Origin of the sequence: Psychromonas sp., assembly GCF_047632995.1 — a bacterium.
GTDB lineage: Bacteria > Pseudomonadota > Gammaproteobacteria > Enterobacterales > Psychromonadaceae > Psychromonas.
Genome location: NZ_JBLIEK010000002.1, coordinates 30,877 through 56,991, shown reverse-complemented (window position 1 = coordinate 56,991; position 26,115 = coordinate 30,877). Strand labels below are relative to the sequence as shown.

The following is a 26,115-nucleotide window of genomic DNA, read 5'->3' as shown; positions in this document are numbered from 1 at the left end:
TGGGGGCAAAAAAGAAAGGCCATATAGGGACGCTTCGATGGCGAGTAGAGGAGGAAAACCGAAATGCAGTTGCACGATTCAAAAAAGTCATGCCTTTGCACAGCCAAAGAAAAATGGATGGGACACATAGCTGAATTGATTTGTCATGATCAATAAAAGTTTTGGATCCCCCTGAATTGTTTCCCTTATCGTCATTCTCGAGAATCTTAATGAGTTTGTAACCTAGCTGTTTGTAGGCTTTCGCTGCGCGCTGATTTTGTATCTTTGATCGTTGCTGTTCCGAACGTTTTTATCTTGATAAATCCCTTTATTCTTTCTCATAAACCTAAACTGGCGTTCAATTCGCTCCATGTTTCCACTTGCTAAAGGAATTGATTTAGCAAGAAAAACGTAAACGGAAATTTCCCAGACGCATTGGTTTGGTAGCACTAGTATTTTGAATTTATTACAAAAATAAAGTGAGTGTTCAACCTTTCTATTCTGCTTGTCTTGCTGCAATCAAAGTAATTGATAGGACGTCAACAAATGACACACGCCATCAATGGCGCAATACCACTGGCGTGGCTGAAGTCACACTTCCTAAAATAGATCATAAATTTAATCAGACTGGTATTAATAATAAATGAGTCTGTATTCTCTGCTGTGCTGCATTTAATGGATCTATATAAATAAAAAAAGTTAATTTAACTCATCCTTAACCCATCATTAACCTGCACTCTTATATTATTGGTTTGTCTAAACCAGGAGAGAGAAGATGCTTTTTTATCGACCTAGTTTGCTTACTTTAGCCATACTCGGCTTAACGGCATGCAGTTCATCATCAGATAAAGATTTTCAAGAACTTGCAAAACAATCCCTTGAACAGCAGGTTAATTGGCATAGCGAGCAGACTGCGGCGGTAGATGTTGTTCAACTGACCGACCTAATACACATTCCAGCATTAAATGCTGTTATTCAGCAAGCCATGAAAAACAATCCTAGTTTGCAGCAAAGGTTAATGGCGTTGAAAATGCTTTATGCACAGCGCACTGCAACTAACAGCGATCGTATTCCAGAATTAAGCGCAAATTTTGGTGGGAATAAAGAGGAAAGTTCAGATACCGCTTACAACACAGATTTGACTGTCAGCTGGGAATTAGATTTGTGGAATAAAATCGGCAACAGCACTCGTGCCGCAGATAAAGATATTGCCAGTAATATTGCTACCTTACAAAGCACCAAAGATACACTCGCTGCCAATATTATGCGCGGCTGGCTGCAAATCAGTCTGCAGAAACAACTGCTTGATATTGAAGTTAAACGTTTAGTTGTCCTGGAAAGTAATGAAAGTATGATCTTAGAAAAATATCGTTCCGGGCTGGGAGATTTAGAAGATTTGGATACGGCTAAGGCAGATAGTGCTTATTCACGTTCAACCTTGGCAGAATATAATGAAACGCTAGCGCAAAATCAGCGCAGCCTTACCTTGCTGTTAGGGCTGCTCGGTGATGAGCAACGCTTTAATGTCAGCGCTGAATTCCCGCAAGTGTTGACTCCTCTTGTGTCTTTGCCCAAACAAGATCTTTCTCGAAGACCGGATCTGCAAAGTGCGCTCTTTGATATAGAGGCGGAAGAGTTCAGAACCAAAGCTGCCTACAAGGCACGACTTCCTTCTCTAAGTCTAGAGATAGCCCTTTCAGATGTAGCAAATTCACCAAGTGCCGCGCTATTAACTAGCCCCCTTTGGAGTGTTCTGGGGCAGTTATCCGCACCGCTTTTTGATGGTGGTTATCTGCGATCAAAAGCTGAAATTGCTGAGCTGACAACCGAGAGCGCTTATTGGAATTATCAGGACACCTTATTAACGGCGGTAAATGAAGTTGAAAATGCGCTTGGTCAGGAAAAATCATTAACATTACAGCAAAAACATCTACAGGATGCACGCGATAGCGCTGCACGCAGTTTATCCAGTTATCAGGGAAAATATCGTCAAGGTTTGGTGGATATCTCGGATCTGATTACTGTACAAACCGGTAGCTTTGATGTTGAAACAAAGCTTGTTCAAGCTAAATATAACCGCTTAGTAAACCGAATCGATTTAGGTCTGGCACTAGGCCTGGGAGTCTCACTATGAAATTTAAACCATCATTGTCAATTTTGATCACTTTGGGATCTATTGTTTTTTTAGCGGGGGCTGTTACTTATAACGCCTCACAGATGAAGGCTGAGAATGGGAAATCTGTCCAGAAAATTTCAGCAAAGGTTAAATCAGAAATTCGGGCATCTCAGGCGCCGAGTGTTGTGGTTATTGAAGTTAAACCGGACAGATATAAAGCGCTAGTCAAAGGTTATGGAGAAGCGGCGCCGCATTATGCCATCACCTATGCTGCCGAAGTGAGTGGTAGAGTTGACAAATTAATGCCGGGATTTGAAACGGGTAAGATTGTAAAAAAAGGCGATATTCTTGCAAAGCTTGAAAATATTTCCTACCAACAGGCAGTAGCGCAGGCTAACTCTTCTCTAGCGCAAGCAGAGCTGGATCTGCTTGAAGAGCAGAGAACAGGAGAGCAGGCTCGTTTGGAGTGGCAACGTTCCGGTCTGAATGGTGAGCCTAACTCGCCATTAGTTTTACGTGCACCACAATTGGCAGTACAAAAAGCGCTATTAAAAAACGCCAAATACAGCCTGAAAAAAGCGCAGCAGGATCTTGAAGAAACAGTTATCAGGTCGCCTTTTGATGCCCTTGTTATCGAGCGGAATATTCAGCCGGGAAGTTATGTTCAGGTCGGCAGCTCTGTTGCACAGCTTTATAGTACAGATCACGTTGAAATTAAGATCCCGCTTTCAGCTAAGCAGTGGGCAAATTTGCCTAAACTGAGCAATAAAGAATTGTCACACAAAAATGCGAAAAAATGGCCGGTGATGCTCTATAGCACTGACGGTGACACGAGTTGGCAAGGTTATGTTATCCGTATTGAGCAGCATCTGGATTCAACATCCCGTCAGCGTTCTCTGATTGTTGCCGTTGTTCATCCCTTTTCTCAGGATGTGGGATTATTTCCCGGCACTTTTGTTCAGGCGCATATCGAAGGGGCTGAGCTTAATAATACTTGGGAACTGCCCGCATCTGCGATTTCCCAGCAGGGAGATATCTGGTTTATCACTGAGGATAATCAGTTAAATAAAGTGGCGGCAAACAAGCTCTTTGAAAAAGCAGAATCGGTTTATGTTACGCCGATAGAGAATCTGGCATCCGTTAAAATTATTAAAAGACCCTTAAGCAGTTATGTTGTTGGCATGCTTGTTGTTCCTAAAGTTGAAGGGTAATGAATATGCACAATTCAAAATTAGATTTTAATGAAGGTATTATCGGCTGGTTTGCACGCAACTCTGTTGCCGCTAATCTGCTCTTAATCATCACCCTTGTATTAGGCGCTTTGTCGGTCAATGAACTTCGCAAAGAGGCCTTTCCGAGTATGGCGCCAGACAGAGTTACTGTTTCAGTGAGTTATGACAGTGGTGATCCACAGCAGGCTGAAGAAGGGATAGCGATAAAAATAGAGGAAGCATTAGAAAGCGTTACCGGTATTGATACTATCACCTCAACCTCAGATGCCAAAGGCAGCAACGTTGTTGTCGAAAAAAACAGCGACTACCCATTAGAGACACTTTTTAGTGATATTAAAACTAAAGTCGATGCAATCAATGACTTTCCGTCAGATGCGGACAATCCCGTTATTGAAAAAGCAACCCGAGCGGATCATGCGATTTGGGTGCAGCTCTATGGCGATGCCGATAGATCCACGTTTCAAGTTCTGGCTGAAAAGCTGAAATCTGATCTACTGACTAAACCGGCTATTCGCGAACTTTCGATCAAGGCAAAGGCCGATCCTATGATTGCAGTTGAAGTCGATGAAGCTAAGCTGCAGGCGTATGGTTTGACCTTATCTGATGTCTCCGATGCTATTAATGCTGAATCTTCGAGTGCCATCACTACTAGTCTGCGCAATAGTGAAAAAGCGGTTCGTCTGAAAGTATCTCAGCAGGGGTATCAGCAGCAGGAATTTGCCCATATCCGCCTGATAACCCTGGCTGATGGTACGAATATCTATCTGGGTGATGTTGCTGACGTAAAAGAAACATTCGAAGATGACACCTTTACCCTGTCGCGTTATAACCAGCAAAGCGGCATGGCCATTGAAATTGTAATGGATGAATATGGTGATATAACAAAAATTGTTGAGCAGGCCAATCAGGTTGTTGATAAGTGGAATAGCAGTCATTATCTTCCTGAAAATGTAAAACTTACTACCTGGTATGACTCAAGTACCATGATAACAGATCGCCTCAGTCTGTTAATGAAAAATGCGCTCACAGGTATTGGGTTGGTTTTTATTATTCTGGCACTTTTTCTGAATTTAAGAGTGGCATTTTGGGTTGCAGCCGGTCTGCCGTTTGTATTTTTCGGCACCCTCTATTTTATGACCGACAGTTATGCCGCTTTAACCATTAATGAGATGACCACTTTTGGTTTTATTATGGCCTTAGGTATTGTGGTTGATGATGCGGTCGTAGTGGGCGAGAGTATCTATTCAACACGCAAGGAAGATGGCGACAGCATCGGTAACACTGTCCGAGGAACGAAGAAAGTGGCAGTACCGACCATTTTTGGTGTGCTGACAACCGTCGCTGCATTTGTCGCAGTTGCAAATGTAGAGGGCCGTTTAGGTGAAATTTATGCCCAATTTGCGACCGTTGTTATGATCTGCCTGCTGCTTTCTGTGATTGAATCAAAACTTATTCTGCCTTCTCATCTTGCCCATCTCAATACACATCGCGTACCCGGGAAAGGTTTTTGGTCGCGTATTCAGCACGGTGCTGATTCCGGACTGCAATGGTTTAGCACAAAGATCTACAGAAAAGTAATAACGTTGGCGCTGGAATATCGCTATGCGGTATTGATTTTATTCTTTTCTGTCTTTGTACTGGTTGTTGGTCTGCCGTTGACCGGCAAGGTTCGTGTGTCATTTTTTCCTGATATTACTGGTGATACGGTGCGCGGTGAAATTGCTATGTATGATGATGCGAGTTTTGGGCAAACAGAGTCGAGTTTATTATTTCTAGAAAGAATGGTAATAGAAGCCGACACTAATCTTATTGCCAAGTACGGAGAGCAAAAGAGTGAAATATTAAGCTTACAGCTTATTGCTGAAAGTGATAGTAGCGGCAATATAATGATTGAGCTTAATGGTGACAGCGCTTATGGATCTGCTGAACTGGTTAAAGAGTGGACTCGCTTAGCGGGAAATCCCGAAGGGGTTAAAAAGCTCAAGATTGAAGCTAAAAAATCGATGGGAGATAATTTTAAAGCAGAAATTAAAGGATGGGACAGCGAAACGGTATTTGCCGCCGGAGAGGCGATGAAAGCAAAACTGCAAAGCATCAAAGGGGTGAATGGGATTGATGATAATATGAGCCCAGGTGAGCCACAGTATCGATTTGAATTGACGGAGCAGGGACGATCATTAGGAATGGAAACATCCAGTCTGGCTGCACAGATCTTACGTTCGTTTGGCGGATCAACGGTGCAGAGTTTCCAAAGAGATAAAAATGAAGTGAAAGTAAAGGTTCGCTATCCGGAAACGCAGCGACAAACACTCGCTGATATTATGGACGCGCGGATCAGAACCCCAGATGGCACGGTGCTGCCTTTAAGCAGCGTTGCTAAAGTGTATAGCGAGTATCAAACCTCTGAAATTACCCGGATCGATAATTTAAGAGCGGTATATATTACGGCAAGTGTTGATAAAGAGGTGATCGCATCTAATGAGTTAGTCGCGCAGATAACAACACAGTTGGTCCCTAAATTGATGGAGCAGTATGCTAATCTGCAGATAGATTTTGGGGGCGAAGCCGCTCATCAGGAAGAAACCACAAGCTCAATGGGCAATATGTTTTTGATCGCACTTCTTGCTATCTATGCTTTGTTGGCGATACCGTTAAGATCTTATATTCAACCCCTTCTGATTATGATGGCGATCCCTTTTGGTATTGTCGGGGCTATCTTAGGGCACGTGTTTAACGATCTGACCATCAGTATTCTCTCTTTAAATGGCGTGCTAGCGTTAAGTGGCGTGGTTGTAAATGACAGTCTGTTACTGGTTTCCCGCTTTAATGAACTGCTAAGAGAAAAAAACATGGCCGTTAAAGATGCCATATTTGAAGCTTGTACAAGCCGCTTAAGGGCGGTACTGCTAACCTCATTTACAACCTTTGCCGGTTTAGCGCCACTGCTCAGTGAGACATCAGTACAGGCTCAGTTTTTAATTCCGGCTGCGGCATCTCTGGGATATGGGATACTCTTTGCAACATTGATCACGCTTATACTTATTCCATCACTATTACTGATTCAGCATGAAATAAATAGCCTTTGTGTTAATGTCATTAATAAGTTTAAGCCGCAAAAGGAACTGCTAAACGAATGTTAAATCTACTGTTAGTTGAAGATGATATCGATCTGGCTACTGCCGTGATCGATTATTTGGAATTAGAGGATATTCAATGTGATCATGCAGCTAACGGTGTGGTTGGCTTACATCTTATTGAAAAAAACAGTTATCAGGCCATTATTTTAGATCTGAATCTGCCTAAAATGAGTGGTTTAACCGTTTGTGAAAGTATGCGCAATAAAGGAATTGATACACCGGTATTGATGTTAACCGCCATGGATAGCCTACAGGATAAGCTGGCTGGGTTTTCCAAAGGCGCTGATGATTATCTGATTAAGCCTTTTGCGATGGAAGAGCTTATCGTACGAGTTCAAGCGCTGTCCAGGCGGCGTAGCGGTCAGGTAAGCTTATTAAAGGTGGCGGGTATCGCGTTGGATTTAGATAAAAGGCAAGCGTCTGTTAATGAACAACAATTAAAAATTTCGCCGACTGCATTGAAAATATTGGAACTGTTATTAAGAGAGAGCCCCAATCCGGTCACAAGAGAAAAAATAGCGCAGCAGGTTTGGGGGAACGATAAACCGGAAAGTAACAGTTTAAAAGTGCATATTTTTAACCTAAGAAAACAGTTAGATTCAGTTGCTGGCAAACCTCTTCTTCATACTGTTACTGGTTTTGGTTTTTCTATCGAAGATATTGAGTCATAGAGATGAAAATAAAGCCCAGTCTTAAAATTTACTTTACAGTAGCCATGTTATTGCTTGGCTTTGTTATGACCGTTTCTTTTTCAGCGTTAACACTTAATTACTTCACTCAAGGGCTGGATAGAGGGATTAAACAATCCTTAATGGAAGCCGCTGAAATTCAAGGCAGCCAAAAAGGCAAGCCGGTGTTGCTCCTCGGATTTCATATCGCCAGTTCCTGGGAGGATGTGCCAAACCGAGTAAAAGAGATCTTCGATAATACCCCGCCAGTAGAAAGTTACACCCTAGAAAAAAGAGCGGTCAGCTCAGGTCTGTTTAGGCCACCAGAAGAGATCTATTTTGTTCTTAAAGCGGTTAATAAAGCAGGACAGTTAAGGTATATATCAAAAATTATTAATAAAGCGGATGTGCGGCCCGGAAAGCATCATGGTATCCCCCATATTGCATGGATAGGTGTTTTTGCTATCGCGGCAATCGGGCTTTTCTTATTAGTTGTTCTTTTTATTATTCGTAAAGTGGCAAAGCCGGTGGAATCGCTCAAAGATTGGGCTAAATCTTTAGATGAAGATAAATTAACGCAGCCTATCCCTGATTTTCAATATAGTGAACTTAATACCCTTGCTGAAATAATAAATTCCAGCTTGGACTCCGTTCAGGAAACACTCAGCAGGGAATTGCAGTTCCTCTCTTATGCCAGCCATGAATTGAGGACACCGATCAGTGTGGTTCGGGCTAATACCGAATTGCTTATAAAGTTACATGAAAAAGAGGGGGGCACAAAAAAACAGTTTGCAGTGTTAGAGCGAATAGATCGTGCTGGCAAAACCATGACTAATTTAACTGAAACATTATTATGGCTGAGCAGAGACGATGCTAATCTGCCTGCTAATGAGAAAGTAGATATTGCGCAATTGATTGAGCAGTTAGTCGGGGAAATTGGTTACTTACTGGAAAATAAACAGATACAGCTGGAAGTCGATATAGCGCCTTATACCATTAATGTGGCTGCAATTCCCTGCAGGATCATACTGGCTAATCTTATTCGTAATGCTTTTCAACATACGATTGAAGGCAAAGTGAGTATATCTCAAGTTAAAGGAAGTGTGTCAATTGTTAATGCCAGTGAAGATAAGGTTATTGATAGTTCCGATTTGGGGTTTGGTTTGGGACTGCGTCTAACCAAAAAACTAGCAGCCAACTATAACTGGTCTTATTGGGATAAGATTGAAGGATCCAGTTATCAGGTGAAAATTAACTTTTAAAAAAAGCGGCAGATTGATCTACTACGGCTAATTCCAAAAGAAATAATTAAGTGAGCACATTGTAAAATAGTCATAAATTATTCAACTGTTGATTTAAATGGGTATTCCCACCTTTTAATTCAGATCATAACGCTTTTTACGTGGCGGCGAGATCTATAAAACGGTTAATAGCAAAAGAACTAAAAAGAGGATTTTATATGTTCAGAAAAATTGTTTCAGTCGCGTTATTTGTCTCATTTATCGCCATGTCTACGTCAGGGTTGATGATGTTTTTTATAGAGAGGCCATCTTTTACTATTCAAATGCACCCTGTGCATAAGCTCTTTGGTTTGATAATGATACTTGCAGTTATAGGGCATCTGTTCTCCAATTTAAAGTCGATAGTCAATTACCTAAAGAATCGAAATATTGCAATATTTGGCGCATCAATGGTTTGTATGCTGGTGCTTCTTTATGGTGTCGCCTTAAATAATGAAGTTCCGTCAGAAATCGCAATCCCCATGGATAAGTTAGCAGCTGAAGTAGAAGCACAGAGTGTTGATAACAAATAAAAGTAGCGAATGCATTACGGGTGTCGCGGTTTTCTAAAACCAAACGTTCACAGCAAACTGCGTTTGGTTTCTTATCATCATATGCCGTCAGGGCGAAACACTCGTTAATAATCAACACCATTAGCGAGCAGGCGCAGGGTCTATTTCACGAAAAATTTAACTTTATCTTTGACATTACCCTAAGGGGATGGTTTATTATTTTTGTATCTAACCTAATTGTGCAAGTTTATGAAACTAAGCTTAAATATTTTCTTAATAATATCATTAATATTTATCGGTGTGTTTTCAGCGCAAGCTGAACTAGCAACGGATCCTTCTATGTCTGCCATAGAAAGCTGCATAAGTAATGATAATGAGAACACTGATAAGAATACGAATAACTGTTGTTCAACCGCTTCTGTTTTATCTTTTGCAGATCAACAATTAAATTATTTAAATGAAACGCTATTTTTTGCGCGGTTAGACTTTTTTGATTATAAAAGAGATCGACTCAGCCAACATAGCTCGCGTCTATTTCGACCTCCAATTATCCATGTTCTGACTTAATAATTTACGCTATAAACAACTTATTCTGACAATCAAAAATGGACAATATTATGAATAAATTTAAAACACTTCTTATTAGCCTTTCTCTTTTCGCGGGCAGTGCATTTGCAACCGAAATGACCTTATACAAATCACCTTATTGCGGTTGTTGTAAAGCGTGGGCCAAACACGTTGAAAAAGCGGGTTTTGAAGTAACAGTGATAGAGCAAGCCAATAATAATCAACAGCACAAAGCTTATGGAATCACACCCGATCTTGCAGCTTGCCATACTGCAACGGTAGACGGGTATGTGCTGGAAGGGCATGTTCCGCTTGCTGATATAAAACGCTTATTAAAAGAGAGACCTGGCATTACAGGAATAGCGGTTCCGGGTATGCCTGCTTCATCACTTGGAATGGACGTACCTAACAATACGGATCCGTATCAAGTCATTGCTTTTAGAAAAGACGGAAAAACGATGGTGTATAACGAATATCATGTTTCCAATAAATAATAGTGGTTGAACTGGTTATTTCATATAAACAGCGCTGAGAGCGCTGTTTTCATTTATAGGTGACTAAGAATTTGGCTGATAGAGTGCGATAGTGACGTGCTTTAAATATGCGCGTGAAAAAACACCAACATTAAAGGGAAGGTTGGCATAAAAAAGGCTTTTATTATTTAAAAAGCAGGAGCGAAATATATCTTTTATTATGCTGCAACCCTAAATTTGGAAAACATATGGAATTTCACCTCTCCCTTAATTTGCAAATTCATCAATAATTGGGCAATTTGGTTTTTCATCTCCACAACATTTTTGGGTGATGTTTTTCAATCTCTCTAGTAGCTCTTGTTCTCGATTTATTTTTGTTTGTAATTCTTCAATTTTTTGAGATAGAAGCGCTTTTACATCGGCACTTCTTCTACCGCTATTTTCAGATAACGCTAATAATTCTTTACTTTCTTTTAAACTAAAGCCTGCGTCTTTGGTTTTTTTTATAAAATGTAGTTGTTTGATTAAAGCGCTTGGATAATAGCGGTAATCATTTTCGCTACGAGGTGGTGCACTGGTTAAACCTATCTGTTCGTAATAACGAATAGATTTAACAGATAAACTCGTTTCTTTAGCTACTTGGCTGATAGTTAACATGACTAATTTTCCTTTAAATTCTTGCGTTTTTTAAATGCTGATTTTTAGGGATGTTACAAAACACGATTAACCTATTCGCTATTTGTGTTTCGTGCCTTGAGGTGGTCGACTGCAACAAGATGGCTTATGTTTGATATTTTCCAGCATATTTTGATCAACGAACTTATAATAACCTTCTTTTAAATGGTTCCACCAACTGCTAGAGATATCTGCACCATGCTTACGTACGATGAGTTCAATGGCATCTAAATTCAGATGAGTGACATCATAAGCCATCTGCAGTAGACCGTCTTTAATATCAAGTGTTACGTTATCAATGCCAAAAGCTGCATCTATTTCAGAGATGATTTTCGCCCGGTTAAATTCAGTTAGTCCTGTTAGTTGAAGTTTTCGGATAACTAAATTAACTTCTGTAACACCGATTCGGTGCTCGATATTATTCATAACTTCCTCCGTACTTATATCGGCTGCATTTTTAAACATGAAGATCTGCAAGATTATTTACTCAACGACTAGATAACCTTTGTACATCTGCATTTGACAGTGAAATACATATTTCCCTTTTTTCATCTTGGGCAGTGGAATTTCAAGAGTTTTGTTTAACGGTAACTCTGCACTTATTTCTAGATCAGGAAAGATAACCATCTCAGCGCATGGGCTAGGATCTTTACGTGTAAATTTAAGTGTAGTGGCTGTATTAGTGCTTAATACTATTGTTGATGGTTGATAAACACCATCTTGCACAACAACACTTATCCCTCCATTGCTTTTATTTGCTGATGTTTTTTGCTTTTTCTTTGGAGAGTAAAGCCAAAACCACCAGATAATTAAAACAATTAAAGCAATTCCAACAAGGTTAATAACTAACATAATTTTTTCCTAGTGATCTTGTGGTTTAAAAAAACGTAAACGGTTAGCATTACTGACCACGGTTAAAGATGAAAATGCCATTGCAGCGCCTGCAATAACAGGATTAAGTAACAAGCCAAATAATGGGAATAAAACCCCCGCGGCGAGAGGAACTCCTGCAGCGTTATAAATAAAGGCACCCACTAGATTTTGTTTGATATTACGTAAGGTGGCTTTGCTCACGGAGATTGCATCGGCAAGGCCATGTAAAGAGCCGCGCATTAATGTGATATCGGCACTTTCTATCGCCACATCCGTCCCGGTTCCTATTGCAAAGCCAACATTAGCAAGCGCAAGTGCGGGGGCATCGTTAATGCCGTCTCCAGTCATACCGACTATTTCACCCTGCGCCTGTAATTCAGCCACTTTTTGTGATTTTTCTTCTGGTAGTACTTCAGCAAAAAAATCTGTTATACCTACTTTTTGCGCCACAGCTTTTGCCGTTGCCTGATTATCACCAGTGAGCATGACTACTCGAATACCATTGTTTTGTAGCCGTTTGATAGCTGAAATAGAATCTTCTTTGATCGGATCGGCAACGGCGATAACCGCTGCTAAATGACCATCAATAGCGAAAAATATAGGGGTTTTAGCCTCGCCTGCCATTTTCAGGCTAACATCCTGTGTTTCTTTATTAATACTGATGCCTTGTTCAACCATTAGTTTTTGATTGCCAAAAAGTAAACCTTTATCGCGAACTTGTCCCTCTACGCCTTGGCCAGCAATAGCATTAAAATGTTCGACTTTATCTGTTTGCAAGCCTCGTTCATTTGCGGATTCTACAATCGCTTGTGCCAGTGGATGTTCAGAGCCAATTTCTAAACTTGCCGCTAATTGTAAGATTTGATTGTCGTCCATTGAATTAACGCGATAAATATCCGTTACTTTAGGCTCTCCTAAGGTAATAGTGCCGGTTTTATCCAGGACCATAGTGGTGATTTTTGAAGCGTTTTGTAGCGCTTCACCATTGCGAATAAGGATGCCAGCTTCCGCCGCTTTACCCACACCAACCATCACCGACATAGGTGTTGCCAGCCCTAATGCACATGGGCAAGCAATAATAAGTACGGTTGTTGCTGAGACAACGGCAAAAGCAATGCTGGGCTCCGGACCGAAGTTTAACCAGACCAGGGCACTGGTAATTGAAATAATCATAATGACCGGGACAAAATAGGAAGCGATAATATCAGCTAATCGTCCGATGGGCGGCTTAGAGTTTTGTGCTCGTTTAACCATCTTAATTATTTGCGCGAGCGCTGTATCTTTACCGACGCGAGTCGCTTTAAAAACAATAGATCCACTTTTATTAATGGAACCGGCAACAACCTCATCACCTTGTGTTTTTTTGACCGGCATTGGCTCGCCAGTTAGCATCGACTCGTCAATCGTTGTTTTCCCCTCGTTAACTTCGCCATCGACAGGAATACATTCACCGGGGCGAACGCGAACCAGATCATTTAATAAGACCTGTTCAATGGCAATATCAATATCCTTGCCATCACGAATAACGCGTGCGGTTTTCGGTTGCAAGCCAATTAATCGCTGTATCGCTTCGCTGGTACGACCACGCGCTTTGACTTCAAGCGCTAACCCTAAATTAATTAAACCTATGATCATTGCGGTCGCTTCAAAATAGACATGTCTTGCCATTTCGGGGAAAGCCAGTGGATAGATAACCACAAGCATTGAATATAACCATGCAGTGCCAGTCCCTAATGCAATTAAGGTATCCATATTAGCGTTATGATTAATAAAAGATTTCCATGCGCCGATATAAAAATGTTTACCCGCAAAATACATTACGGCAGCACAGATAAGACCAATGACCAACCAAACAGCACGCTCTATGGGGGAATTGACGGTCATAGGTCCGCCCATAAGGCCATATGCCATTAATGGAATCCCTAAACCTAAGCCGATCCACACCTGCAATATCAGTTTCTTATAATACTTTTGTTCCGCTTTCTCTTTTTCATCGAGTAGCATCTCGTCACTGGCATTGTCTGTACTTTTAGCGTTATATCCAGCCGCTTCAATGGTTTTTATTAGCGTTTCTGTATCAACATCACCTGTAATAGATGCGGTTCTGAGGGCAAAGTTTATTTGCGCTTGTTGAACATCAGGCAAAGCATTTAAGGCTTTTTCTATCTTGCTGACACAGCTTGCGCAGGTCACGCCCTCTAGAAGTAACTCTTGTGTATTAACGCCGGATGAATGAGAATCTTTACTTGTTGATGATTGAGTCTGTGCTGACTGGCCGTGATGTATTGCATCATCTTCAGGTGATAACGCTGTTTTGTAGCCTTTTTGTTCAATCAAAATCAGAATTGATTTTAAAGCGTCGTCATGATCTAGGCTATCGTCAATAGTAAATTCTGCACTCTTTGATGCAAAATCAACTTCAGCATGAATGCCCTCTATTGCATTGAATGCGGTTTGCAATCGACTCGCACAACCCGTGCAGGTCATACCATAGATAGGCAACTTTAAGTTTGCGGATAAAGACATACACCCTCCTTATTCAGTTTACGACTGTAATCCTAATGATTAGCTTAGTCGTTACCCCTAGGGTAAGGTCAACTTGATTGCTGTTTTAATTTAATGTGATGGCGGTAATGATTATCGTTGTTTAAAAACAATCTGTTGCAGTAGTTAAGGTGAGATTTGATGCGTTAAGCGACATATGACTTTGTGTTTGTGCTGTCAGCCAATAGTAATCTATTGTCGAAATATAATTCAATTTACTAATTTCCTTTTAACCTGCTCCCCAAAAAAACAGGGACAATTTCATTAAACAGTAGTCATTTGTTATCGTCATTAACATGGTGTAACTTCTATTACTAAGGGCTAAATTGACTTCTTTAACACCAATATGGCGTTCTAGCTCGCTCATGTTCCATCATTTCCCCCATCATCATTAGATTCTCCTAGTTATTTTATGATATTGGGTTATTAAATTTGGAAACATGAACATGGTGAATGCAGCATACAGAGGATGACGAAAATGAGCGTTCCAACCTGTTGGAGTAGCCCAAAATTGCAGCGATGTTTAGTCATTTTCTAGCTCTAGCATTGTAAATTTATCTTCTTGAGCAAGTCGTTTTGTGTGTATCCAAAATAAATCATCGACAGGTGTAATACTTACTAGGCCTTCGTCTTCTGTATTGGCATGTGCCGCATCAATAATTATATTAGCCATTTTAGAGGCGTATTTTTCACTGGTGTAAATGTCCATTTGAATATGAGGTGAAAGATGATTTTTGTTGTAGGTATCAACATAATGTCCTCGTCCCTCTGTTTTATGAATGGTGTATCCCGTGATTGAATGTTTACGCAGTGCATCCTCTACATCATTCAGTTTTAACTCATTAAAAATAGCAGTTACTTTTTTTAACGACATAATTTACCTCACTCGATTTTTAACGTGCCAGAATACATTTGCACCTGACGATGGAATAAATATATCCCTTTATTATCAGGAAGATTAAAACCGGTATTAACTTATTAAATGGTCTATTTACATTGATAAGTCCGGAATATGAGTCTTAATATTTAGCACAAGCTAGCACTTCTTATTCATCTAGCACCATTCTTGTATTTACCCAATTTGCTAATCACAATCTATGTTCAAATTGTAGCTCACTATATTCCTGTATTTACAGTTCAAGCCTGCAAATACAGGAAGATGACAGATTTGTAATGTCCCTGTCATGTTACAGAAAGAAACGGTGCTGTAGGCTTGGCGTTAGAGATTGAAACTCCTATTAGCAGCCGTGTTATGTATACCGAGTTTAAGGTGTCAATACACCGCAAGACGATAATGGAACGAAAAATTTATGATTTTAATTAACAAGAAAAAAATTCTACAAGGAATATTAATATGAAAAAGATACTTACATTATTACTACTGAGTCTATTGCCGAGCCTAAGTTTTGCAGGGGGAGATCATGGTAGCCATAACGAAGAGGAAAAAGCGCTAAGTGCGGGAACGCCTGGTTATTCCGCCGACGTTAGCCGAACCGTCGAGGTTGAAATGAGCGATACTATGCGTTTTTCTCCGAGTCAGATTAAAGTTGAAGTAGGGGAAACGATCCGCTTCTCTGTTAAAAACACAGGGAAATTGCAACATGAATTAGTTATTGGTAATACTGAAAAACTTAAAGCACACGCACAGATGATGCGTAAAATGCCTGACATGCAACATCAAGAACCCAATATGGTCAGCCTTAAAGGCGGGCAAGCAGGCGATATTATATGGACATTCGGTCAAGCAGGTAACGTTGATTTTGCCTGTTTAATACCCGGTCATTGGGAAGCTGGAATGAAGGGTAAAGTTGAAATAAAGTGATTTAAAACGTTATGGGGTAAGCTATCTATATCCTGTAACGTTTATTTTTTTCACATGGATTAATCCTCGTGTTAGTTTAACTAAAAACTCATGTATCTATCCAAGTGGTATAAGTATTATTTGTTGCTAAGTCTCATTTAAGGTTTAACATTTTCCAATGTGAGTAATGACTTCCCATAAAGGTTGAAAGATGAAAATACTAATTGTAGAAGATGAGCCAAAGACCGGGAAATATTTGCAACAAGGTCTGACAGAATCAGGATTTATTACAAATTTGGCTACCAATGGAAATGATGGCTTATACCATGCTCTTTCTAATGAGTACGATTTACTTATATTGGATGTAATGCTACCAGAACTAAATGGTTGGCAAATACTGGAAACCTTGCGAAAGAACAAAAATGAAACGCCGGTTATATTTTTAACTGCCAGAGATCAAGTGGAAGATAGAGTAAAAGGTCTTGAGTTGGGGGCTGATGATTATTTAATTAAGCCCTTTTCTTTTTCTGAATTGTTAGCCAGAATTCGTTCAATTCTCAAGCGGGGTCATTTTGCTAGTCCGGAATCTACCAATTTGGTGATTGCAGATTTACAACTTGATCTCCTTCGACGTCGCGTCTCTCGCTCGGGGAAAAATATCACCTTAACTGCAAAAGAGTTTTCTTTACTGGAGCTTTTTATGCGACGCCAAGGCGAAGTGCTATCAAGAGCGTTAATTGCATCTCAAGTATGGGATATGAATTTTGATAGTGACACTAATGTTATTGATGTATCTGTACGTCGTTTACGCAATAAAATTGATGTGGATTTTGAACCCAAACTTATCCAGACCATTCGTGGTATGGGCTACGTATTAGAACTCCCGGAAGAAATATGATACTGCGGCGGTCATTAACACTTCGTTTAACTTGTTTCTTTTCCATCGCGACAATGATTGTAATAACCGGTTTATCTTGGTTTATAAATAACGCAGTAGAAAATCATTTCATAGATCAAGACCGAATTTTATTGAACAATAAAACTCATGTCGTTAAATCTGTCATTTTAGCGGGTAATTTCAACAATGACTTTTCAAAAATAGCAAATGAAGTTGATAAGCATAATGGGTTAATAGTAAATATCAAAAATCCGCAAACAACAGTTTATTCATCAGGCGGTATACAATTCCCCAGCGATACATTACTAGCGAAGCAACTGAAACAAGACGACCTATTTCAATGGCAAGATAATCAGAATCTATATCGTGGAAAACAATTTGATTTAACACTTGGAGATGCTGAACATTCATTATTAATCGTTACTATTGCTATCAATATTAATCATCATCAACAGTTTCTCATCAGTTTTGAAAAAACATTGGTTAAATTTATCGTACTTTCAGGCCTGCTCAGTGGGGTTTTTGGGTGGTTTGTAACTCGTCAGGGATTGCGTCCACTCGAAATATTAAAAGAACATGCTAGGTTAGTTTCTATGAAGGATATTGAACAACGTATGCCAGTAGAAAAATTACCAATCGAAATTGCCGGTTTATCAATTACGCTGAACAATATGCTTGAACGCCTTGAGCATGCTTTTAATAGATTATCTGATTTTTCATCCGATATTGCTCATGAGTTACGAACACCTGTCAATAATCTGATGACACAAACTCAGGTCTGTCTTTCACAACCTCGGACTGTTGATGAATGCCTGGCAATTTTAGTATCAAATTCAGAAGAATTTGAACGATTAGCTCGGATGATTTCGGATATGCTGTTTTTAGCTAAATCTGACAATGAACTTATATTAGTTTCTGCTGAAGATATAGCGTTAGAGCAAGAGATAGCAAACTTATTCGAGTTTTACGACGCCTTAGCAGAAGAAAGAGAGATCAAGCTGAAATCACAAGGTCAAGCAACTATTAAAGGTGACAGACTTATGTTGCGCCGTGCATTTAGTAACTTAATTTCGAATGCGATGCGGCATAGTTTAGCGGGTAGTGATATAACAATTAGTATATCCACAGTGAAAGATATCGTTACCGTCGCGATTGAAAATTATGGCGATACAATTTCTCCTGACGATGTACCGCATTTATTTGACAGATTTTATCGAGCCGATAAATCTAGGACACATAATAAGCATGAAGGAGTCGGACTAGGATTAGCGATAACACAATCTATCGCCAAAATGCATGGCGGGGATGTACGAGTGTGCTCTGCAAATGGCAGAACCCTTTTTTCATTTACAATAAAATGTAAATAAGGTTAAAGGCAATATCAGCGCACACTTTTAACTGTTTATCGCTATATCTCATTGAATTTAGATGCTACACCTCTCGATATTGAAGCGCTAGGCCATGTTTGACAAGGTATTGCTTGTGTACGGTTGGTTATTTCCCATTTTAAGCAGTAGGTTAGCCACTTATTAATCCAAATATATGGGCAGCTAGCCCTAAAGAGTCACTATACGGCTCATCAGGGAGGAGATTAGTTTTCGGTGCAAATATAACAGCGAGGGGATTTATGTTGCAAGGCTGCGTATTCATATTCCAGGTGTTAGCATTTCTCATTCATATCAAATAAGGAATTCAATAGTGATTAAAACAGGGTTCATTTTTTTTAGTCTTCTCTCTTTAGCAACTTTTAATGCTCTAGGGGAATCCTATCAAGGAAATGCTAGTTTAGGCCCGCTTAAGACGCCAAGTTGTCGTTTTTGTCATGGTATTGATGGTATTGCTACCATGCCAAATTATCCCAATCTACAAGGTCAAAATGAGCGTTATTTATTTAATGCAATGAAAGCTTACCAAAATGGTGATCGAAAAGGAGGCCTTGCTGAAATGATGCGCACTCAGTTGTCTGCATTAAATGATCAAGATATGGCAGATATTGCTGCTTTTTATGCAACCATGAAAGACAAGTAATACAATACTGTTGTAGGAATTTTGAGCATTGCCAATGCAAATTACTTTTACCTCTACGCTCATCTTTTTCTTTATAATCATCAACCCATTTGAACTTCTGTGTCAACAAAATAAATTCATGAATTCGCTTATGCTCATATTTAATTAAACTGAAATTTAATCCCGAGCTGAGGTTGGTTACAAAAATGTAATCTTGGCGACAGGTCTTTGTCAATTTGCTTACCGTATCATGCATCCAAGCTAATAAACTTAGAGGTACCAATCATGAATACTATAAAAACTTTCGCGCTTGTTACATCCCTCGTTTTCGCTAGTGCAGGGGCGGTGGCGCAATCAGGTGAATATAATGGTCGTGATGTGAGACAAAGCCATGCAACAATTATATACACTGAAGCGACTCAAAATAAACAAGAATCTTATCTGCTTGGCTTGGATAAATTACATACCCTTGAAAGCAGTACTGCAAAAGAACTTAAGAAACAACTAAATGCTGCTGTGTGGTATCAGAATAGCTTCCATCTTAAAGAGGGAAGCTATGTAACAGTACAAGAAAAAATGAATTCGGAGGGGGAGATCGAATATGTAAGTGCTGTTAATGTGATTTATCATTACCAAGAAAGGGCGAGTAATAATCGTTAATTTTTTTATCTAAATGAAGCATAGAGTGGGCTGTCATTTATCCCCCACTTTTATGAATGCTTAATACTGCAACATAAATTTGGGCATTGCTTTGAATGTAAATTTGAGACCAATTTCCTAGACTATTTTGCTCACACAAACAACAAAAAAGTATTACATAAAACTTGACCTTACCCCTAGGGGATAGCCTAATATACTTTTATTCCTTCACCTGTCGATTTGAAATATGAAACGATTTATTACGTTAATTTTGATGCTTACAACTCTGCTAACTTTCACTCAGAAAGTCACGGCGTTTGCACCTCTATTAGAAAATAAAACGGCTTCGATGGTGAATTGTCCCATCTCTATGGGTTTCAATGAAGCGCAGATGGATATGAGTAGAACAGATTGTGGTGATGGAATGTCTCATACCATGGACTGTCAAGGCGATTGTGATTTTATGACTGTGCCTGCGGTGCTTTCTTTTATTGACCCACACCGACATCTTTATCAGCCTCCGTTACTGCTTACTTACCCAACTGGTAACGCTGCCTCCCCCTATTACTTTCCTGAATCTTTATATCGGCCCCCCTTTCTAAGTTAACTGTTTTTTGCTTCATTTTAGTTGAAGTAACACTTTGATTTTTTTTGTTTTTTAGACTTTATTTATCAATAAATAGATTAATTTAATTTTACTTAATGCCTCTGTTTACCCTTTGTTACTTTTTTAGAAAAGAGAAAAGGTGGCAATAGCAGGCATTGTAATAAAGGAGTGTGGTGATGAACATCACTAAATATTTTATATCAAGCAAGCGTTTGCGCTTTAACAGCCTATTTGGTTTTACGTTTTTGCTTAGTTTTAACCTCTTTGCGCAAGGTATTAGCCTTGATCAAGCTGAGCAGATGGCGCTTGCCTCAGATCCTGCGCAGCAAATATATCAATCCCAACAAGCTGCATTGATAGCACAGGGCATTGCCAGTTCGACGCTGGCCGATCCTATGATAAAACTGGGTGTGGCCAACGTGCCGACAGACAGTTTTCAATTAGACAAAGATCCTATGACGCAACTCACCGTGGGGTTATCGCAACAATTTAGTCGTGGTTCGCAACGTGAATTGACCCAAAAAGGCTTTAACCAGCAATCCGATCTTGCCGTGTTGCAGGGGGCAGATCGCCAACTGATGGTGAAACGAAGCGTACAGCAGCTGTGGTTTAGCATCCTTTTTGTTGAAAAGTCGCAGGATTTGGTAAGCGAAAATAGAGCGCTTTTTTCTGCTTTTTATCGCGACCTACAATCCAAATTTTCACTGGGGCTTAGCGAGAGTGAGGATCTGATTGCGGCTGAAATTGAGCTTAATAAATTCGATGATAAAATTGCCGGATTAACCCAGCAATCGCTTAATTACCGCAGTTTGTTAAGCGAGTGGATTGGTCAGTACGCCTATCAGCCACTGCCTAGTGATATTCCGCAGTGGTCAGAAACCCGCATTTATGTAAATCTCGCCAATGGCAAACAGCAGGATCATTACACGCTGCTCAGTGGCCACCCTAAAGCCAAACTGTTGGCGCAAAATGTGCTGCTGGCAGATAACCGCATCGAGCTTGCCGAACAGGATTACAAACCCAGCTTTAAGCTGGAAGTGGGTTACGGGCATAGGTTAAGTGAAACCGAGATGGGCGAACCTAGGTCGGATCTGCTCAGTGGTTTTGTGTCGATGGATATTCCGCTGTTTACCGATAAGCGCCAAGATCAAAAACTCATTTCAGCACAGCAAGTAAAAGGAGAGAAACAAGCGCAACAGCGTCTGTTACTGCGCCAGTTAAATACCCTGTTAACGGCCGAAATTGTTAATTATCAGCAGCTACAAGAACGGATAACCCGTTACCAAGAGAGTCTTCTGGAACAGGCGAAACTGCATGTTAAGTTGCTGGAGGAAAGTTACCAGTCTAATACACGCTCCTTTAATGATGTGATTGATGCTTACATCCACGAACAGAACCTCTCTTTAGAATATCAACAACTGTATTTCGATGGTCTGAAAAGCCTGTCTAAAATCCGTTATTTTCAGGCACTTTAATAGGAAATTATGATGCGTTATTTATTAGTGTTAATTGTCGGTTTATTGATTGGCTTCTTCGTAGCGACGAGCGCGCAAATCAATGCTTTATTTACCTCAACAGAAAAAACAGCAGAGCCAGAAATCCTGTATTGGGTTGCGCCTATGGATGCCAATTATCAGCGTGACAAACCGGGAAAATCCCCCATGGGAATGGATTTAGTGGCTGTTTATGCCGAAGTGAAAAATGCGCAAAAAGCAGAGCCTAAAATTTCGTACTGGGTGGCACCGATGGATGCCAATTATCAAAGAGACAAACCGGGTAAATCCCCGATGGGAATGGATTTAGTACCTGTATATGAAGAGGCTGGGTCTGAAGCTGGTTTGGTGACTATCTCCGCTGCTGTTGAAAATAACCTTGGCGTACGCACCGGTTTGGTGGTTAATGAGCCATTAAATATCTCCATCAATACATTAGGCACAGTGCAGGCCAATGACAATGAGTTGTGGCAAATCAATAGCCGTGTTTCAGGGTGGATTGAAAAACTTCATGTCAAATCGGTGGGCGCTGAAGTTAAAAAAGGGCAACCCCTGTTTGAACTTTATTCCCCTGAGTTGGTAAAAGCCCAGGAGTCACTGTTTAATGCGCTTAATTTAAATCGTAGCGCTTTGATTAGTGCATCAAAAACGCGTTTAAATGCATTAGGGGTAAGTAATGGACAAATTGAAAAGATAATCAGAAATAAAAAAGTATTGCAGAATATCACTGTCTACGCGCCGCAAAAAGGCACCATTTCGGAACTGAAATTAAATGAAGGGGCGTTTATTTCACCTGCTACTGTGGTGATTGAAGCGGTTAATTTAGATACGGTTTGGGTGGACGTTGAAGTTTTTGCGGCACAAGTATCATTAGTTAAGCTTGGCGATTCAGCCTCTATGACGTTAGATTATTTTCCGGGAAAGCAATGGGACGGACAGGTTGATTTTATCTACCCTGAGATGAATGCCAGTAATCGTACCTTACGAGTTCGTGTGCAATTCGATAACCCGGCAGCACAATTAAAACCTAATATGTTTGCCAGTGTCACGCTAACCCCGCAAATGAAGAAACGCACACTGCAGATTCCACGCGAAGCGGTAATTTATGCCGGTAACATGAATCGAGTCGTGCTCGCTAAAGGTAATGGTCATTTTAAATCTGTGATTGTTCATTTAGGGCTGGAAAATAAAAATTCGGTGGAAGTCTTATCGGGTTTAACTGAAGGGCAAAAAATCGTTACCTCTGCGCAGTTCCTGTTAGATTCTGAGTCCAGTATTAGCGCTGATTTTGAGCGCATGTCAAAGCGGGATGAAAAGCAAGCGCTTGAGCCGGAGTACGACCCGAGCCTGGCCGAGGATGATTTGGATTGGCTGGATGTAGGCTTATCTGATAGCCCTCATTTCGGCAGGGTCACTCAAGAGGTGACGTTATGATTGCGAAAATTATAAATTGGTCTATTAAAAACCGTATTATGGTTTTGTTGATAACCGTTGCGATTGTCGCTTACGGGGTGTTTTCTCTGCAGAAAACACCGATCGACGCTATTCCCGATCTCTCTGATGTGCAGGTTATTATTAAAACCAGCTATCCCGGGCAGGCGCCGCAAGTGGTTGAAGATCAGGTCACTTATCCGTTAACCACCGCTATGCTGTCGGTGCCGGGCGCAAAGACGGTGCGAGGATACTCATTTTTTGGCGACTCTTATGTGTATATCATTTTTGATGACAATACCGATATCTACTGGGCGCGCTCTCGTGTTTTAGAATATTTGTCGCAAGTTGCACCGGATCTGCCGGAGGCGGCACGCTCGGCATTAGGACCGGACGCAACGGGCGTGGGCTGGATTTTTAGTTACGCGCTGGTGGATAAAAGCGGGAAACATGATTTAAGTGAGCTGCGCAGTTTGCAGGACTGGTTTTTAAAATTTGAACTGCAAACCGTTGCGGGTGTCTCGGAAGTGGCGACCGTCGGCGGCATGGTTAAGCAGTATCAAGTGCGTGTTGATCCGAACAAACTGCGCGCTTATAACTTGCCGCTTAATAAAATCAGCACTGCGATTCAAAATGCCAACCAAGAAAGTGGGGCCAGTGTTATCGAGATGGGCGAAGCCGAATATATGGTGCGCACCTCGGGTTATATCTCCTCAATTGCTGATCTCAAATCTATTCCATTACAAGTGAACAGCAAAGGCACTCCGCTTTTATTAGGGGATGTGGCGACCATTAACTTAGGCCCACAAATGCGCCGTGGCATTACTGAACTTAACGGTGAAGGTGAAGTAGTCAGTGGCGTGATTGTGATGCGCTATGGCGAGAATGCACAGGGGGTGATTGCCGCAGTTAAAGACAAACTTAATGAGCTGCAAAAAAGCTTGCCCGATGGGGTGGAAATTGTTACCACCTATGATCGCTCAGTGTTAATTGGTAATGCCGTAGAAAATCTTTACCATAAATTACTCGAAGAATTTGTCGTGGTGATTTTGGTCTGTGCAGCTTTCTTATTCCATTTCCGCTCTGCGTTAGTGGTGTTATTAAGTTTACCGGTAGGGATTTTTGTCGCCTTTATTATTATGTCGTGGCAGGGAATTAACGCCAACATTATGTCGCTTGGTGGTATCGCTATCGCCATTGGTGCAATGGTCGATGGCGCGATAGTGATGATTGAAAACGTCCATAAACATATGGAGAAAACAGAGCTTACCGATGAAAATCGATGGCAGGTGATAAGTAAAGCGACCCTTGAGGTTGGCCCCGCACTGTTTTTCTCATTACTGATTATTACCTTTAGTTTCTTGCCTGTTTTTGCCTTAGAGGGGCAGTCGGGCAAGATGTTCTCGCCACTGGCGTTTACTAAAACCTATGCAATGGCCGCCTCAGCGGGTTTGGCAATCACCTTAATTCCGGTGTTAATGGGCTATTTTATTCGCGGTAAAGTATTACCTGAGCATAAAAACCCATTAAACCGTTTTCTGGTGGCTTTATATACCCCTGTGTTGGCGTTGAGCTTACGTTTTCCAAAGTTGGCTATTAGCTTTGCATTAGCTGTTTTATTAGTTGGATTCTATCCGGTGAGTAAAATCGGCAGTGAGTTTATTCCACCGCTCGATGAAGGCGACTTGATGTATATGCCGACCACTTATCCGGGGATTTCTATTGGTAAAGCGCGTGAATTATTACAGCAAACCGATAAACTGATTAAAACGCTACCGGAAGTTAAAACCGTGTGGGGGAAAATTGGCCGCGCTGAAACCGCTACCGATCCTGCGCCTCTGACTATGATTGAAACCACCATTCAATTCAAACCTAAAGATCAATGGCGAGCGGGCATGACCAAAAAAATGATCATAGAAGAGCTCGATAGTCTGATTCAATTCCCCGGTTTAACTAATGCTTGGGTGATGCCGATTAAAACGCGTATCGATATGTTAGCAACGGGTATTAAAACGCCGATTGGTATCAAAATAGCGGGCGCGGATTTAGGTGAGATTGAAAAAATTGGTAAGCAGATTGAGACTATCTTAAAAGATGTAGAGGGTACTGCCTCAGTATACGCAGAGCGAGTAACGGGTGGTCGTTATGTGAAAGTCGATATTAACCGTGCAAAAGCGGGGCGTTACGGGCTAAATATTGCCGAAATACAGCAACTGGTTGCGGTTGCTATTGGCGGTAAAAATATCACCGAAACCATTGAAGGGCTGGAGCGTTATCCGGTCAATTTACGTTATCCGAATGATTATCGCGACTCAGTAAGCGCACTCAAAAGTCTGCCGATTGTCACGCCAAGCAAAATGAATATCAGCTTAGCTGATGTCGCGGATGTTTATATCGAAGCGGGCGCGCCGATGATAAAAACAGAAAATGCGCGTCTTAATGGTTGGATTTTTGTTGATATTGAAAATCGTGATTTGGGCTCTTATGTTGAAGATGCACAGCAGATTGTTAATGAGCAACTAACGTTACCGGGAGGATATTCAATCGTCTGGTCTGGACAATATGAATATATGGAAAAAGCCAATGCACGTTTGGCAAAAGTGATACCGGTGACACTCGCTATCATAATTATCCTACTGTATTTAGCCTTCCGCCGCGTCGGGGAGGTCTTGCTGATTATATCCACACTGCCATTTGCTTTAATGGGGGGGATTTGGCTGATGTACCTGCTTGGTTTTAACTTCTCGGTTGCGGTCGGGGTCGGTTTTATCGCACTTGCCGGTGTCTCGATAGAGATTGGCGTCATTATGCTTTTATATTTAAACCAATCCTTAGAAGCTAAAAAGATGCAACGTCTTGAGCATTTTAATGTCAGGGATTTAAAAGAAGCGGTAATGGAAGGGGCAGGGTTACGTGTGCGACCCGTGATGATGACAGTGGCCGTTGTGGTGATGGGTTTAGTCCCTATTATGTTTGGGGATGGAACGGGATCATCGGTAATGCAGCGTATAGCAACACCGATGATCGGCGGCATGGTCAGCGCAATTATTTTGACCTTGCTTATTTTACCTTCGGTCTATTTCCAATGGAAAAAAATCAGCTTGCGTAAAAAATTCAATATGAATTAAGACAAACAGGTTAACCCTTTATCTGTAAAGGGTTAACTATTTTATCAAAAATTAC

At 40.8% G+C, this 26,115-nt stretch carries 23 protein-coding genes; 17 read left to right on the top strand and 6 right to left on the bottom strand.

Going from position 1 to position 26,115, the window contains the following annotated elements; translation table 11 throughout:
• Positions 1–754: 754 nt before the first annotated feature.
• From ACJAT7_RS00890 to ACJAT7_RS00855, 8 genes are all read left to right on the top strand, one after another.
• On the top strand, positions 755–2,113 hold the full coding sequence (locus tag ACJAT7_RS00890; RefSeq protein WP_415224912.1) for a TolC family protein: 1,359 nt from the start codon (positions 755–757) through the stop codon (positions 2,111–2,113).
• Positions 2,110–3,306 (top strand): efflux RND transporter periplasmic adaptor subunit, encoded by a 1,197-nt coding sequence (locus tag ACJAT7_RS00885; RefSeq protein WP_415224911.1) that lies wholly within the window; start codon positions 2,110–2,112, stop codon positions 3,304–3,306. The genes ACJAT7_RS00890 and ACJAT7_RS00885 overlap by 4 nt, the downstream gene beginning before the upstream one ends.
• A 5-nt stretch (positions 3,307–3,311) precedes the next feature.
• Positions 3,312–6,467 carry an efflux RND transporter permease subunit gene (locus ACJAT7_RS00880; protein ID WP_415224910.1) on the top strand — a complete coding sequence of 1,052 codons (3,156 nt, stop codon included), beginning with the start codon at positions 3,312–3,314 and terminating at the stop codon, positions 6,465–6,467.
• Positions 6,461–7,135, top strand: coding sequence for a response regulator transcription factor (locus tag ACJAT7_RS00875; protein ID WP_415224909.1), 675 nt, complete (start codon positions 6,461–6,463; stop codon positions 7,133–7,135). Before ACJAT7_RS00880 ends, ACJAT7_RS00875 begins: the two co-directional genes overlap by 7 nt.
• 2 nt (positions 7,136–7,137) lie before the next feature.
• A complete protein-coding gene (locus ACJAT7_RS00870) occupies positions 7,138–8,394 on the top strand; it encodes a sensor histidine kinase (RefSeq protein ID WP_415224908.1) in 1,257 nt (418 codons plus the stop codon).
• A 197-nt stretch (positions 8,395–8,591) separates the two neighbouring features.
• Entirely contained in the window at positions 8,592–8,945 is a 354-nt protein-coding gene (locus ACJAT7_RS00865) for a DUF4405 domain-containing protein (RefSeq protein ID WP_415224907.1), read from the top strand.
• Between the two features lie 228 nt (positions 8,946–9,173).
• Positions 9,174–9,491, top strand: coding sequence for a hypothetical protein (locus ACJAT7_RS00860; RefSeq protein WP_415224906.1), 318 nt, complete (start codon positions 9,174–9,176; stop codon positions 9,489–9,491).
• 50 nt (positions 9,492–9,541) lie between these two features.
• Positions 9,542–9,985 carry a DUF411 domain-containing protein gene (locus ACJAT7_RS00855; protein ID WP_415224905.1) on the top strand — a complete coding sequence of 148 codons (444 nt, stop codon included), beginning with the start codon at positions 9,542–9,544 and terminating at the stop codon, positions 9,983–9,985.
• A 246-nt stretch (positions 9,986–10,231) separates the two neighbouring features.
• Here the strand turns inward: ACJAT7_RS00855 and ACJAT7_RS00850 are convergent, their stop codons facing one another.
• From ACJAT7_RS00850 to ACJAT7_RS00825, 6 genes are all read right to left on the bottom strand, one after another.
• Positions 10,232–10,621: a MerR family transcriptional regulator gene (locus ACJAT7_RS00850; protein WP_415224904.1), complete on the bottom strand. Its 390-nt coding sequence runs from the start codon at positions 10,619–10,621 to the stop codon at positions 10,232–10,234.
• Positions 10,622–10,699: 78 nt separating this feature from the next.
• Complete coding sequence (locus tag ACJAT7_RS00845; RefSeq protein ID WP_415224903.1) at positions 10,700–11,065, bottom strand: cation transporter; 366 nt, start codon at positions 11,063–11,065, stop codon at positions 10,700–10,702.
• A 57-nt stretch (positions 11,066–11,122) separates the two neighbouring features.
• The gene (locus ACJAT7_RS00840; RefSeq protein ID WP_415224902.1) at positions 11,123–11,491 is read right to left on the bottom strand and encodes a cupredoxin domain-containing protein; all 369 of its coding nucleotides are present in this window, start codon (positions 11,489–11,491) and stop codon (positions 11,123–11,125) included.
• A gap of 9 nt (positions 11,492–11,500) precedes the next feature.
• Positions 11,501–14,038 carry a heavy metal translocating P-type ATPase gene (locus tag ACJAT7_RS00835; protein WP_415224901.1) on the bottom strand — a complete coding sequence of 846 codons (2,538 nt, stop codon included), beginning with the start codon at positions 14,036–14,038 and terminating at the stop codon, positions 11,501–11,503.
• 247 nt (positions 14,039–14,285) lie between these two features.
• Complete coding sequence (locus tag ACJAT7_RS00830; protein ID WP_415224900.1) at positions 14,286–14,423, bottom strand: hypothetical protein; 138 nt, start codon at positions 14,421–14,423, stop codon at positions 14,286–14,288.
• Between the two features lie 156 nt (positions 14,424–14,579).
• Positions 14,580–14,930 carry a P-II family nitrogen regulator gene (locus ACJAT7_RS00825; protein ID WP_415224899.1) on the bottom strand — a complete coding sequence of 117 codons (351 nt, stop codon included), beginning with the start codon at positions 14,928–14,930 and terminating at the stop codon, positions 14,580–14,582.
• A 480-nt stretch (positions 14,931–15,410) separates the two neighbouring features.
• Here ACJAT7_RS00825 and ACJAT7_RS00820 point away from each other — a divergent pair, with 480 nt between their 5' ends.
• The 9 genes from ACJAT7_RS00820 (at position 15,411) to ACJAT7_RS00780 (ending at position 26,060) form a co-directional block, all read left to right on the top strand.
• Positions 15,411–15,878 (top strand): plastocyanin/azurin family copper-binding protein, encoded by a 468-nt coding sequence (locus ACJAT7_RS00820; RefSeq protein WP_415224898.1) that lies wholly within the window; start codon positions 15,411–15,413, stop codon positions 15,876–15,878.
• 190 nt (positions 15,879–16,068) lie between these two features.
• Positions 16,069–16,755 (top strand): heavy metal response regulator transcription factor, encoded by a 687-nt coding sequence (locus tag ACJAT7_RS00815; protein ID WP_415224897.1) that lies wholly within the window; start codon positions 16,069–16,071, stop codon positions 16,753–16,755.
• Entirely contained in the window at positions 16,752–18,122 is a 1,371-nt protein-coding gene (locus tag ACJAT7_RS00810; RefSeq protein WP_415224896.1) for a heavy metal sensor histidine kinase, read from the top strand. Before ACJAT7_RS00815 ends, ACJAT7_RS00810 begins: the two co-directional genes overlap by 4 nt.
• A 331-nt stretch (positions 18,123–18,453) precedes the next feature.
• Positions 18,454–18,783, top strand: coding sequence for a c-type cytochrome (locus ACJAT7_RS00805; RefSeq protein WP_415224895.1), 330 nt, complete (start codon positions 18,454–18,456; stop codon positions 18,781–18,783).
• A 264-nt stretch (positions 18,784–19,047) separates the two neighbouring features.
• Positions 19,048–19,422: a DUF3316 domain-containing protein gene (locus ACJAT7_RS00800; protein ID WP_415224894.1), complete on the top strand. Its 375-nt coding sequence runs from the start codon at positions 19,048–19,050 to the stop codon at positions 19,420–19,422.
• A 226-nt stretch (positions 19,423–19,648) separates the two neighbouring features.
• On the top strand, positions 19,649–20,008 hold the full coding sequence (locus ACJAT7_RS00795; protein WP_415224893.1) for a hypothetical protein: 360 nt from the start codon (positions 19,649–19,651) through the stop codon (positions 20,006–20,008).
• Positions 20,009–20,184: 176 nt separating this feature from the next.
• Positions 20,185–21,483 carry a TolC family protein gene (locus ACJAT7_RS00790; RefSeq protein ID WP_415224892.1) on the top strand — a complete coding sequence of 433 codons (1,299 nt, stop codon included), beginning with the start codon at positions 20,185–20,187 and terminating at the stop codon, positions 21,481–21,483.
• A 9-nt stretch (positions 21,484–21,492) separates the two neighbouring features.
• Complete coding sequence (locus ACJAT7_RS00785) at positions 21,493–22,935, top strand: efflux RND transporter periplasmic adaptor subunit (RefSeq protein WP_415224891.1); 1,443 nt, start codon at positions 21,493–21,495, stop codon at positions 22,933–22,935.
• Positions 22,932–26,060 (top strand): efflux RND transporter permease subunit, encoded by a 3,129-nt coding sequence (locus tag ACJAT7_RS00780; RefSeq protein ID WP_415224890.1) that lies wholly within the window; start codon positions 22,932–22,934, stop codon positions 26,058–26,060. The genes ACJAT7_RS00785 and ACJAT7_RS00780 overlap by 4 nt, the downstream gene beginning before the upstream one ends.
• Positions 26,061–26,115: the final 55 nt, after the last annotated feature.